Source organism: Streptomyces sp. NPDC004051 (assembly GCF_053604275.1).
Genome location: NZ_JBSGHG010000006.1, coordinates 219,968 through 232,322, shown reverse-complemented (window position 1 = coordinate 232,322; position 12,355 = coordinate 219,968). Strand labels below are relative to the sequence as shown.

10 protein-coding genes and 1 pseudogene are annotated in these 12,355 nt (G+C 68.2%); all 11 read left to right on the top strand.

Going from position 1 to position 12,355, the window contains the following annotated elements:
* A pseudogene (locus ACWEQO_RS10490) lies at positions 1–94 on the top strand (thiamine pyrophosphate-dependent enzyme); the annotation flags it as partial.
* 546 nt (positions 95–640) lie between these two features.
* Complete coding sequence (locus ACWEQO_RS10485; protein WP_452981140.1) at positions 641–2,257, top strand: peptide ABC transporter substrate-binding protein; 1,617 nt, start codon at positions 641–643, stop codon at positions 2,255–2,257.
* A gap of 130 nt (positions 2,258–2,387) precedes the next feature.
* A complete protein-coding gene (locus ACWEQO_RS10480) occupies positions 2,388–3,317 on the top strand; it encodes an ABC transporter permease (RefSeq protein ID WP_361461522.1) in 930 nt (309 codons plus the stop codon).
* Positions 3,310–4,272 carry an ABC transporter permease gene (locus ACWEQO_RS10475; protein ID WP_361461519.1) on the top strand — a complete coding sequence of 321 codons (963 nt, stop codon included), beginning with the start codon at positions 3,310–3,312 and terminating at the stop codon, positions 4,270–4,272. The genes ACWEQO_RS10480 and ACWEQO_RS10475 overlap by 8 nt, the downstream gene beginning before the upstream one ends.
* An 11-nt stretch (positions 4,273–4,283) precedes the next feature.
* Entirely contained in the window at positions 4,284–5,342 is a 1,059-nt protein-coding gene (locus ACWEQO_RS10470) for an ABC transporter ATP-binding protein (protein ID WP_452981135.1), read from the top strand.
* Complete coding sequence (locus ACWEQO_RS10465; protein ID WP_361461513.1) at positions 5,335–6,483, top strand: ABC transporter ATP-binding protein; 1,149 nt, start codon at positions 5,335–5,337, stop codon at positions 6,481–6,483. Before ACWEQO_RS10470 ends, ACWEQO_RS10465 begins: the two co-directional genes overlap by 8 nt.
* A 262-nt stretch (positions 6,484–6,745) precedes the next feature.
* Positions 6,746–8,377: a peptide ABC transporter substrate-binding protein gene (locus ACWEQO_RS10460; protein ID WP_452981131.1), complete on the top strand. Its 1,632-nt coding sequence runs from the start codon at positions 6,746–6,748 to the stop codon at positions 8,375–8,377.
* A 6-nt stretch (positions 8,378–8,383) separates the two neighbouring features.
* Positions 8,384–9,307 (top strand): ABC transporter permease, encoded by a 924-nt coding sequence (locus ACWEQO_RS10455; protein WP_361461508.1) that lies wholly within the window; start codon positions 8,384–8,386, stop codon positions 9,305–9,307.
* The gene (locus ACWEQO_RS10450; protein WP_452981129.1) at positions 9,300–10,280 is read left to right on the top strand and encodes an ABC transporter permease; all 981 of its coding nucleotides are present in this window, start codon (positions 9,300–9,302) and stop codon (positions 10,278–10,280) included. The genes ACWEQO_RS10455 and ACWEQO_RS10450 overlap by 8 nt, the downstream gene beginning before the upstream one ends.
* A gap of 9 nt (positions 10,281–10,289) precedes the next feature.
* Positions 10,290–11,264 carry an ABC transporter ATP-binding protein gene (locus ACWEQO_RS10445; protein ID WP_452981126.1) on the top strand — a complete coding sequence of 325 codons (975 nt, stop codon included), beginning with the start codon at positions 10,290–10,292 and terminating at the stop codon, positions 11,262–11,264.
* The gene (locus ACWEQO_RS10440) at positions 11,257–12,315 is read left to right on the top strand and encodes an ABC transporter ATP-binding protein (protein WP_452981123.1); all 1,059 of its coding nucleotides are present in this window, start codon (positions 11,257–11,259) and stop codon (positions 12,313–12,315) included. The genes ACWEQO_RS10445 and ACWEQO_RS10440 overlap by 8 nt, the downstream gene beginning before the upstream one ends.
* Positions 12,316–12,355 lie beyond the last annotated feature (40 nt).

Here is a 12,355-nt window from a genome sequence, read left to right as displayed (position 1 = left end):
GGCGACCATGGGCCCGGGGACGCCGTACGCGATCGCGGCGCGCTTCGCGTACCCGGACCGGCCGGTGATCGCCTTCATCGGGGACGGCGCGTTCCTCGATCTGGCCGGGATACGACCCTGAACTGGCCGACTCGCACTAGTCTGCTCCGGAAGCGGACCGGTGCGACGGCCGGCGAGCCCGGCGTTGTCCGGGAAAAGGCGGAAGCCGCGCTTCGTCGGGCAACGCCCTTGTCGGCCAGGCGCGTTGAGCGCACGGTGGCCCTGAAGGGCAGCCTGGGCGGTGGCCACGTTACCCGCAACGGGTTTTCCTTACATCGGTGTCCGATATACGGACACGCACCCCCGATAGATGTGTAACAAGTCCGTTTCGCAGGGATCTTCCGCCAAATGCTTTGTCCGGATTTTGGAAGATGTAGGACCCGGCTGTGATCGAACCGATACCTCGGGGGTGTGGTTCGGCCGGTGGCGAATGGCAGATAGTTAGGCGCGTAGAGCTCGGATGAACGGGTCGCGCGCCGACGGCGCCGACTTACGAGCGCGGGGGCACCTGACTATCTCCGACACCGGCGACGGGCGGTGGGCGGTGAGATGTCGTGTGCTCCTCTTTGCGGTGAACCAATGGACTCATGAGGAGGAACCCATGCGCGGTGCCAAGAGCGCCAAGTGGGTCGCGGGTGCGATAGTCGTCGCGCTGGCTGCTACTGCCTGCGGCGGCGGCGACGGCGGCGACGAGGGGAAGAGCAAGGGTTCCGGCCCTGCGGGATACGTCTCGATCGACGTCGGCGAACCGCAGAAGCCGCTGATTCCGGCCGACACCAACGAGGCCAACGGCTCGTACGTCATCCAGGCCCTGTTCACCCAGCTCCTGGACTTCGACGCCAAGGGCGAGATCGTCTACACGAACGCCGAGTCGGTCACCACCGAGGACTCGAAGACGTGGACGGTCAAGCTCAAGAAGGGCTGGAAGTTCCACAACGGCGAAGAGGTCACCTCCAAGTCGTACATCGATGCCTGGAACTGGTACGCCAACATCAAGAACAACCAGCAGAACTCCTTCTGGTTCCAGGACATCAAGGGCTACGACGACGTCCACCCGAAGAAGGGCGACCCGAAGGCCGAGACCATGTCCGGCCTGAAGGCCGTGGACGACCACACCTTCACCATCGAGCTGAAGTACACGATGCCGTACTTCAACTACAAGCTGGGCTACTCCACGTGGGCCCCGCTGCCCAAGGTCTTCCACGACGACCCGAAGGCCTTCGGCCAGAAGCCGGTCGGCAACGGTCCCTACACGTTCGAGAAGTGGGACCACAAGAAGCTCATCCAGGTCAAGGCCTGGGACGACTACCAGGGCCCGAACAAGGCGAAGAACAAGGGCGTCCAGTTCAAGGCCTACACGACGCTCGAGGCCGCCTACAAGGACGTCGTCTCCGGCAACCTGGACATGATCCGCCAGGTCGGCCCGACGGACCTGCCGAAGTACAAGCAGGACCTCGGTGCCGGCGCCATCGAGCAGCCGTACGCGGCCATCCAGACGCTGACCCCGGCGTTCTACTCCAAGACCTTCAAGGACATCGACCCGAAGGTCCTGCAGGGCCTGTCGATGGCGATCGACCGTGAGACGATCACCAAGACGGTTCTGAACAACACCCGCACGCCGGCCCAGTCCTTCACCCCGCCCGGTGTCAAGGGCAACCAGGACCTGGACACCGACGTGTTCACGTACAACCCGGAGAAGGCCAAGAAGCTCGTCAAGGAGGGCGGTGGCGTTCCGGGCAACAAGTTCACCGTCCAGTACAACACCGACGGCGGGCACAAGGAGTGGGTGACCGCGGTCTGCGAGTCCATCCGCAACGCCACCGGTGTCGACTGCGTCGGCGACCCCAAGCCGGACTTCGCCACGGACCTCGAGGCCCGTGACAACGACCAGGTGAAGGGCATGTACCGCGGTGGCTGGGTCGCCGACTACCCGGTCAACGCCAACTTCATGAAGGAGCTGTACCACACCACCGCCGAGGCCAACAACGGTCGGTTCTCCAACAAGGAGATCGACGAGCTGATGAACAAGGCGGACCAGGCCGACTCCCTCGAGGAGTCGGTGAAGGCCTTCCAGGAGGTCGAGAAGAAGCTGGTCGACCACATGCCGGCCATCCCGCTCTGGTACTACCGCATCAACGGCGGCCACGGTAAGAACGTCGACAACGTCAACGTCGACTTCCACGGTGACCTCGAAGTGTGGGCCGTCACCACCAAGTAAGAGGATCCTCGGGGATCTTCCCACTCGGCCGTAAGCCCGCCGCCGCTCAGGCGGCGGTGGGAGGTGCGTGGGGCCGTCTCGTCACCAGGAGGCGGCCCCCCACCTGCGTTAACCCCTCACGGAGGCACCTATGGGGCGCTATGTCGCACGACGACTGCTCCAGATGATCCCGGTCTTCATCGGATCGACTCTGCTCATCTTCTGCATGATGTACGCCCTGCCCGGCGACCCCGTCCGGGCGATGATGGGGGACCAGGCGTACGACCCTGCGGTGGTCGCGAGCATCAAGAAGGACCTCGGCCTCGATCAGCCGCTGCTGCACCAGTACGTCAACTACATGAGCGGGCTGGTCCAGGGCGACTTCGGCACCCAGATCGCCAGTCAGCGGCCCATCAGCGACGTCATCGCCGACGCGTTCCCGGTGACGATCAGGCTGACGATCTTCGCCTTCACCTTCGTCACGCTCGTGGGCATCGGCCTCGGTGTCGTCGCCGGCCTGCGCCCCGACACGCTGCGGGACCGCGGACTGCTGACGCTGACCCTGTTCCTCGTCTCCATGCCGTCCTTCGTGCTGGGCTTCCTGCTGCAGTACCTGCTCGCGTTCAAGTGGTCCGTCACCACACCCACGGTGACCGACTCGACGAACTTCTCCCAACTCGCGCTTCCCGCCATCGTGCTGGCGTCGCTCTCCCTCGCCTACGTGGCCCGGCTGACCCGCACGTCGATCGCGGAGAACCTGCGTTCCGACTACATGCGCACCGCCATCGCCAAGGGGCTGCCGCGCCGCCGTGTCATCGGCGTCCACCTGCTGCGCAACTCGCTGATCCCCGTGGTCACCTTCCTCGGCATCGAGGTCGGCAGCCTGATGACCGGCGCCATCGTGACCGAGGGCATCTTCAACGTGCGGGGCATCGGTATCGAGATCTACGAGGCGCTCAGCCGGCGTGAGGGTGCCACGGTCGTGGGCATCGCCTCGCTGATGGTGCTCATCTACCTCGCCACCAGCTTGATCGTCGACCTGCTTTACGCGGTCCTGGACCCGAGGATCCGGTATGCCTGACAAGACCATCGAGAAGAAGGTCGACGCCCTCCCCGGGGACACCGTGAGCACCGCGGCCGTCGTCGTCACCGACTCCGGCCCGGCCCCCGACAAGGCGCGCAGCCTCTGGTCCGACGCCTGGCACGACCTGCGGCGCAACCCGCTGTTCCTGGTCTCGAGCGTGCTGATCGTGTTCCTGCTGGTGATGGCGGCCTGGCCGGGACTGTTCACCAGCGCCTCGCCGCGCGACGCCGACCTGGCCAATCACTACCTGGGCAAGCCGAACTGGGGGCACTTCTTCGCTCCGGACTGGTTCGGCTACGACGTCCAGGGCCGTTCGATCTACGCCCGTGTCGTCTACGGCGCCCGCGCCTCGATCACCGTCGGTGTGGGCGTCACCCTCGCCGTCACCGTTCTCGGCACGGCCATCGGCATGGTCGCCGGCTACTTCGGCGGCTGGACCGACACCCTGCTCTCGCGGCTGACCGACATCTTCCTCGGCATCCCGTTCCTGCTCGGCGCCCTGGTGGTGCTCAACTCCTTCGACGACCGCACCGTCCTGGTCGTCATCCTGGCCCTCGCCTTCCTCGGCTGGACCCAGATCGCCCGTGTCGCCCGCGGCGCCGTGATCACCATCAAGCAGTCGGACTACGTGGTGGCCGCCAAGGCGCTCGGCGCCTCGACCTCCCGGATCATGCTCCGGCACATCCTGCCCAACGCGGTCGCGCCCATCATCGTCGTGGCGACCATCGCGCTCGGCGGCTACATCGCGGCCGAGGCCACCCTGTCCTTCCTGGGCGTGGGCCTCGGTGACACGGCCGTGTCCTGGGGCGGCGACGTGGCGCGTGGACGTGAGCAGCTCCGTATCGCCCCCCACACCCTGCTCGTCCCGTCGGTGATGGTCTCGATCACGGTGCTCTCGTTCCTGATGTTCGGCGATGCGGTACGCAACGCCCTCGACCCCAAGCTGCGCTGAGGGAGGCGTACGTGACCATCATCGATGAAACGGCCGGGAGCCCCGCGCCGGACGGCGCCCGGGACGGCGGCCGTCCGCTGCTCGAAGTCCGCGACCTGCACGTGGAGTTCCACACCCGCGACGGGGTCGCCAAGGCCGTCAACGGCGTCAACTACTCCGTCGCCGCGGGCGAGACGCTCGCCGTGCTCGGCGAGTCCGGCTCCGGCAAGTCCGTCACCGCCCAGGCGATCATGGGCATCCTCGACATGCCGCCCGGCCGCATCCCCAAGGGCGAGATCCTCTTCCGCGGCCAGGACATGCTGCGGATGTCCAACGAGGAGCGCCGGAAGATCCGCGGCAACAAGATCGCGATGATCTTCCAGGACGCGCTCTCCTCGCTCAACCCCGTGCTCTCGGTGGGCTACCAGCTCGGCGAGATGTACCGGGTGCACCAGGGCCTGTCCAAGAAGGAGGCCAAGGCCCGGTCCATCGAGATGATGGACCGGGTGAAGATCCCGGCCGCCGCGGCGCGGGTGGACGACTACCCGCACCAGTTCTCCGGCGGCATGCGCCAACGCATCATGATCGCCATGGCGCTGGCCCTGGAGCCCGACCTGATCATCGCCGACGAGCCCACCACCGCCCTGGACGTGACCGTCCAGGCCCAGGTGATGGACCTGCTGGCGGATCTGCAGCGCGAGTACAACATGGGGCTCATCCTGATCACCCACGACCTCGGCGTGGTCGCCGACGTCGCGGACAAGATCGCGGTGATGTACGCGGGCCGCATCGTGGAGCAGGCCCCGGTGCACGAGCTCTACAAGAAGCCGGCGCACCCCTACACCAAGGGCCTGCTGGACTCGATCCCGCGCCTGGACCAGAAGGGCCAGGAGCTGTACGCGATCAAGGGCCTGCCGCCGAACCTGACGCGCATCCCGAGCGGCTGCGCGTTCAACCCGCGCTGCCCCAGGGCCGAGGACGTCTGCCGCACGGACGTCCCGCCGCTGCACCCGGTCGCCGGGCCGGACGGAACCGAGCTGGTCGGCCGTGGCTCGGCGTGCCACTTCTGGAAGGAGACGCTCCATGGCTGAGCTCAGCAAGAACGACGCGCCGGCCGACGCCACGCCGAACGTCTCCGAGGTGGAGGTCGTCGAGGCCCGGACCGAGGCGGAGGAGGTCGCCGCGCTCGAGGCGCCGGTGGAGCGCGGTGAGCCGATCCTCCAGGTGCGCAACCTGGTGAAGCACTTCCCGCTCACCCAGGGCATCCTGTTCAAGAAGCAGGTCGGCGCGGTGAAGGCCGTCGACGGCATCTCCTTCGACCTGTACCAGGGCGAGACCCTGGGCATCGTGGGCGAGTCCGGCTGCGGCAAGTCCACGGTGGCCAAGCTCCTGATGAACCTGGAGCGGGCCACCGCCGGCGAGGTCTTCTACAAGGGCCAGGACATCACCAAGCTGTCCGGGCGCGCGCTGAAGGCGGTCCGCCGGAACATCCAGATGGTGTTCCAGGACCCGTACACCTCGCTGAACCCCCGGATGACGGTGGGCGACATCATCGGGGAGACCTTCGAGATCCACCCCGAGGTCGCCCCGAAGGGCGAGCGGCGCAAGAAGGTCCAGGACCTGCTGGACGTCGTGGGTCTCAACCCGGAGTACATCAACCGCTACCCGCACCAGTTCTCCGGCGGTCAGCGCCAGCGCATCGGCATCGCCCGCGGCCTGGCCCTCAACCCCGAGATCATCATCTGCGACGAGCCGGTCTCCGCGCTGGACGTGTCCGTCCAGGCGCAGGTCATCAACCTGATGGAGAAGCTGCAGGACGAGTTCAACCTCTCCTACCTCTTCATCGCGCACGACCTGTCCATCGTCCGGCACATCTCGGACCGCGTCGGTGTGATGTACCTCGGCAAGATGGCCGAGATCGGCACCGACACCCAGATCTACGACCACCCGACGCACCCCTACACCCAGGCGCTGCTGTCGGCGGTCCCGGTGCCGGACCCGGCGGCCCGCGAGGGCCGGGAGCGGATCATCCTCACCGGTGACGTGCCGTCGCCGGCCAACCCGCCGTCGGGCTGCCGCTTCCGCACCCGCTGCTGGAAGGCGCAGGACAAGTGCGCCGAGGAGGTCCCGCTGCTGGCGGTTCCCGAGCGCTTCAAGGGCTCGGACACCCCGGCGGCCCACGAGTCGGCCTGCCACTTCGCCGAGGAGAAGGACGTCGTCCACGCGGCCTGACGCCCTCGTCCGACCGACTGCCCGGAACCCGGCACCCCTGCGCAGGGGTGCCGGGTTCCGGCGTCTTCGGACCCGCCCCCTCCGTAGGGAGACCGTACGGAAACGTATGGAAACGTACGGAAACCGTATGGAGAGCCGCTCATACGTACATACGGCTGGAGTTCCGCGCGTGCAGGTGTCGCACGTCCACGCGGCGCACCTTTTGCGTTGATATGGGTGCGACGGATCGGCGCACCACCGCGTACGTACGAGGAGGAACTCCATGCGCGGAGCCACGCACGCCAGATGGGCCGTATGCGCGGTGGCGGCAGCCCTCGCGGCGACGGCCTGCGGCGGAGGGGGTGGCGGCGGCAGCGGCGGTGACGCGGGCGCGGTGCTGAGCGCCTCCTGGGGCGACCCGCAGAACCCGCTGGAGCCGTCCAACACCAACGAGGTGCAGGGCGGCAAGGTCCTCGACATGATCTTCCGGGGGCTCAAGCGCTACGACCCGGAGACCGGCGCGGCCCAGGACATGCTCGCCGAGAAGATCGAGACCTCCGACTCGCAGAACTTCACCATCACCGTCAAGGACGGCTGGACCTTCAGCAACGGCGAGAAGGTCACCGCGAAGTCCTTCGTCGACGCCTGGAACTACGGCGCCGGTCTGCGGAACAACCAGCGCAACGCCTATTTCTTCGGCTACATCGAGGGCTACGACAAGGTCCACCCCGAGGAGGGCGAGCAGAGCGCCGACACCCTCTCCGGCCTGAAGGTCCTCGACGACCGGACCTTCACCGTCGAGCTCACCCAGAAGTTCTCCACCTTCCCCGACACCCTCGGCTACGCCGCCTTCGCCCCGCTGCCCCGGGCCTTCTTCGACGACCACGCCGCCTGGGTCGCCAAGCCGGTCGGCAACGGCCCGTACCTGGTCGACTCGTACGCCAAGGGCTCGCAGATGTCCCTGCGCGCCTGGGACGACTACCCCGGCGACGACAAGGCGCGGAACGGCGGCGTCGACCTCAAGGTCTACACCGACAACAACACCGCCTACACCGACCTCATCGCCGGCAACCTCGACCTGGTCGACGACGTCCCCGCCGCCCAGCTGAAGAACGTCGAGAACGACCTCGACGGCCGTTACCTCAACACCCCCGCCGGCATCATCCAGACCCTCGCCTTCCCGTTCTACGACGAGGCCTGGAACACCTCCGGATCGGAGAAGGTCCGCAAGGGCCTGTCCATGGCGATCAACCGGGACCAGATCACCGAGACCATCTTCGCCAGGACCCGCACCCCCGCCACCGACTGGACCTCCCCGGTCCTCGGCAAGGACGGCGGCTACCGGGCCGGCCTGTGCGGGGACGCCTGCGAGTACCACCCCGACCGGGCCAAGAAGCTCATCCAGGAGGGCGGCGGCCTGCCCGGCGGCCGCTTCACCCTCACCTACAACGCGGACACCGGCTCCCACAAGGACTGGATCGACGCCGTCTGCAACTCCATCAACAACGCGCTCGGCGACGAACGCGCCTGCACCGGCAACCCGGTCGGCACCTTCGCCGACTTCCGCAACCAGATCACCCGGCAGAAGATGAGCGGCCCGTTCCGGGCCGGCTGGCAGATGGACTACCCGCTCATCCAGAACTTCCTCCAGCCGCTCTACTACACCGACGCCTCCTCCAACGACGGCAAGTGGTCCGACCAGGAGTTCGACGACCTCGTCGACCGGGCCAACCGCGAGACCGACAACGCGAAGGCCATCAGCCTGTTCCAGCAGGCCGAGGAGGTCGTCCGCGACAACATGGCCGCCATCCCGCTCTGGTACCAGAACGGCAGCGCGGGCTGGTCGGAGCGGCTGTCCGACGTGAAGCTCAACCCCTTCAGCGTCCCCGTGTACGACCAGATCAAGGTGAGCTGATCCGCTGTGGGACGCTACGTCGTCCGGCGTCTGCTCCAGATGATCCCGGTGTTCTTCGGGGCCACGCTGCTGATCTTCCTCATGGTGAACGTGATGGGCGACCCCATCGCCGGACTCTGCGGCGAACGGCGCTGCGACCCGGCGACCGCCGCCCAGCTGAAGAAGGAGTTCGGCCTCGACAAGCCCGTCTGGCAGCAGTACCTGACCTACATGGGGAACGTCTTCACCGGCGACTTCGGTACGGCGTTCAACGGCCAGGAGGTCACCGAGCTGATGGCGACCGCGTTCCCCGTCACCATCCGCCTCACGATCGTCGCGATCCTCTTCGAGATCGTCATCGGCATCGCCCTCGGCGTGATCACCGGGCTGCGCCGGGGACGCCCCGTCGACACCGGCGTCCTGCTGCTCACCCTCGTCGTCATCTCCGTCCCCACCTTCGTCACCGGCCTGCTGCTCCAGCTGCTCCTGGGGGTGAAGTGGGGCTGGATCAGACCGTCGGTCTCCTCCGCGGCGCCCCTCGACGAACTGATCCTGCCCGGACTGGTACTGGCCTCCGTCTCCCTCGCCTACGTCACCCGGCTGACCCGCACCTCCATCGCCGAGAACCGGCGCTCCGACTACGTCCGCACCGCCGTCGCCAAGGGCCTGCCCCGGCACCGGGTGATCACCCGGCACCTGCTGCGCAACTCCCTCATCCCCGTGGTCACCTTCATCGGCGCCGACATCGGCTTCCTGATGGGCGGCGCGATCGTCACCGAGCGGATCTTCAACATCCACGGCGTCGGCTACCAGATCTACCAGGGCATCCTGCGGCAGAACACCCAGACCGTCGTCGGCTTCGTGACCGTGCTCGTGCTGGTGTTCCTGGTCGCCAACCTCGTCGTCGACCTCCTCTACGCCGTGCTCGACCCGAGGATCCGCTATGCCTGAGCGGCACCACGACCCCGACCGCGCCGTCGCGGGCACCGGCATGGGCGGCGTCATGGACCTGGGCGTCGACGAGGCCGAGACCCTCGAACGCACCCCGGACGGCCCGCGGGGCGCCGGACCGCAGCAGAAGCCCCGCTCCCTGTGGTCCGACGCCTGGCACGACCTGCGCCGCAACCCCGTCTTCATCGTCTCGGCCCTGATCATCCTCTTCCTGGTCCTCATCTCCCTGTGGCCCTCGCTGATCGCCCCCGGCAGCCCCCTCACGTGCGACCTCGCCAAGGCCCGGGAGGGCTCGCAGCCCGGCCACCCCTTCGGCTTCGACGGCCAGGGCTGCGACGTCTACACCCGCACCGTCTACGGCGCCCGCACCTCCGTCGCGGTCGGCGTCCTCGCCACACTCGGCGTCGCGGTCCTCGGCAGCGTCCTCGGCGCCCTGGCCGGATTCTTCGGCGGGGTGTGGGACTCGGTCCTGTCCCGCGTCACGGACGTCTTCTTCGCCATCCCCGTCGTCCTCGGCGGACTGGTGCTGCTGTCCGTCACCACCAGCAACACCGTCTGGCCGGTCATCGGCTTCATCGTGCTGCTCGGCTGGCCGCAGCTGTCCCGGATCGCCCGCGGCTCGGTCATCACCGCCCAGCAGAACGACTACGTCCAGGCCGCGCGGGCGCTCGGCGCCTCCAACTCCCGCCTGGTGCTGCGGCACATCGCGCCCAACGCGATCGCCCCGGTCATCGTCGTGGCGACCATCGCGCTCGGCACGTACATCTCGCTGGAGGCGACCCTGTCCTACCTCGGCGTCGGCCTGAAGCCGCCCAGCGTCTCCTGGGGCATCGACATCTCCGCCGCCTCCCCCTACGTCCGCAACGCCCCGCACGCGCTGCTGTGGCCCTCCGGCGCCCTCGCGATCACCGTCCTGGCGTTCATCATGCTCGGCGACGCGGTGCGCGACGCCCTCGACCCGAAGCTGAGGTGAGCCGCCGTCATGCTGCTCGAAGTGCGCGACCTGCACGTGGAGTTCCACACCCGGGACGGCGTCGCCCGGGCCGTCGACGGCGTCGGCTACGGCGTCGACGCCGGCGAGACGCTCGCCGTGCTCGGCGAGTCCGGCTCCGGCAAGTCGGTGACCGCGCAGGCGGTCATGGGCATCCTCGACACGCCGCCCGGCCGGATCACCGGCGGCGAGGTCGTCTTCCGCGGCCGCGACCTGCTGCAGCTGAAGGAGAACGAGCGCCGCAGGGTGCGGGGCGCCGAGATGGCGATGATCTTCCAGGACGCGCTCTCCTCCCTCAACCCCGTGCTCTCCGTCGGCGACCAGCTCGGCGAGATGTTCGTCGTGCACCGGGGCATGTCGAAGAAGGAGGCGCGGGCCAGGGCCGTCGAGCTGATGGACCGGGTCCGCATCCCCGCCGCCCGGGAACGGGTCGGGCAGTACCCGCACCAGTTCTCCGGAGGCATGCGCCAGCGCATCATGATCGCCATGGCGCTGGCCCTGGAACCGGCCCTGATCATCGCCGACGAACCGACCACCGCCCTCGACGTCACCGTCCAGGCCCAGGTCATGGAACTCCTCGCGGAACTGCAGCGCGAGTACCGCATGGGGCTCATCCTGATCACCCACGACCTCGGCGTGGTCGCCGACGTCGCCGACCGGATCGTCGTCATGTACGCGGGCCGCATCGTCGAGTCGGCGCCCGTGCACGACATCTACAAGGCCCCCGCCCACCCCTACACCCGGGGCCTGCTGGACTCCATCCCCCGCCTCGACCAGAAGGGCCGGCAGCTCTACGCCATCAAGGGCCTGCCGCCCAACCTCATGGACATCCCGCCCGGCTGCGCCTTCCACCCCCGCTGCCCCCTGGCCCGCGACGTCTGCCGGACCGACGAGCCCCCGCTGTACGAGGTCTCGGAGACCCGGGGGAGCGCCTGCCACTTCTGGCGGGAGTGCCTGGATGGCTGAGCCGCTCCTGACTGAGCCGATCCTGGAGGTGTCCGGCCTGGTCAAGCACTACCCGCTGACCCGGGGCATCGTGATCCGCAAGCAGGTCGGCGCCGTGAAGGCCGTCGACGGCGTCGACTTCGCCCTCGACCGGGGCGAGACCCTGGGCATCGTCGGCGAGTCCGGCTGCGGCAAGTCCACCGTCGCGAGGATGCTGGTCCACCTGGAGCGCCCGACGGCCGGCACGATCCGCTACAAGGGCGAGGACATCACCCGGCTGTCCGGGAAGGCCCTCAAGGCGGTCCGACGCAACATCCAGATGGTCTTCCAGGACCCGTACACCTCCCTCAACCCCCGGATGACGGTGGGCGACATCATCGGGGAGCCCTACGAGATCCACCCCGAGGTCGCCCCGAAGGGCGAGCGGCGCCGACGCGTCCAGGACCTGCTGGACGTGGTCGGCCTCAACCCCGAGTACATCAACCGCTATCCGCACCAGTTCTCCGGCGGCCAGCGCCAACGCATCGGCATCGCCCGCGGCCTGGCCCTGAACCCCGAGGTGATCGTCGCCGACGAACCGGTCTCCGCGCTGGACGTCTCCGTCCAGGCCCAGGTCGTCAACCTGATGGACCGGCTCCAGAGCGAGTTCGACCTGGCGTTCGTCTTCATCGCCCACGACCTGTCGATCGTCCGGCACATCTCCGACCGGGTCGGCGTGATGTACCTCGGCCGGATCGTCGAGACCGGCACCGACACCCAGATCTACGACCACCCGACCCACCCCTACACCCAGGCCCTGCTCTCCGCCGTCCCCGTCCCCGACCCGGCGGCCCGCGAACACCGCGAACGGATCATCCTCACCGGAGACGTCCCGTCCCCCACGAACATCCCCTCCGGCTGCCGCTTCCGCACCCGCTGCTGGAAGGCCCGGGAACGCTGCGCGGTGGAGGTCCCCCTGCTCGCGGTCCCCGAAGCCTTCCGCGCGGCCGGCGGCCCGGCGGCCCACCCCTCGGCCTGCCACTTCGCCGAGGAGAAACAGGTGGTGCCGGGGGAGAAGCCCCCGGGCCCGTGAAGCGGCAGGACGCTCGGACCGGGTCGATCCCGGGACCGGC

Bases quoted from the DNA above. Each gene is read 5' to 3' on its own strand.
- ACWEQO_RS10485 (WP_452981140.1), top strand. From the start codon at position 641: ATGCGCGGTGCCAAGAGCGCCAAGTGGGTCGCGGGTGCGATAGTCGTC.
- ACWEQO_RS10480 (WP_361461522.1), top strand. From the start codon at position 2,388: ATGGGGCGCTATGTCGCACGACGACTGCTCCAGATGATCCCGGTCTTC.
- ACWEQO_RS10475 (WP_361461519.1), top strand. From the start codon at position 3,310: ATGCCTGACAAGACCATCGAGAAGAAGGTCGACGCCCTCCCCGGGGAC.
- ACWEQO_RS10465 (WP_361461513.1), top strand. From the start codon at position 5,335: ATGGCTGAGCTCAGCAAGAACGACGCGCCGGCCGACGCCACGCCGAAC.
- ACWEQO_RS10460 (WP_452981131.1), top strand. From the start codon at position 6,746: ATGCGCGGAGCCACGCACGCCAGATGGGCCGTATGCGCGGTGGCGGCA.
- ACWEQO_RS10450 (WP_452981129.1), top strand. From the start codon at position 9,300: ATGCCTGAGCGGCACCACGACCCCGACCGCGCCGTCGCGGGCACCGGC.
- ACWEQO_RS10445 (WP_452981126.1), top strand. From the start codon at position 10,290: ATGCTGCTCGAAGTGCGCGACCTGCACGTGGAGTTCCACACCCGGGAC.
- ACWEQO_RS10440 (WP_452981123.1), top strand. From the start codon at position 11,257: ATGGCTGAGCCGCTCCTGACTGAGCCGATCCTGGAGGTGTCCGGCCTG.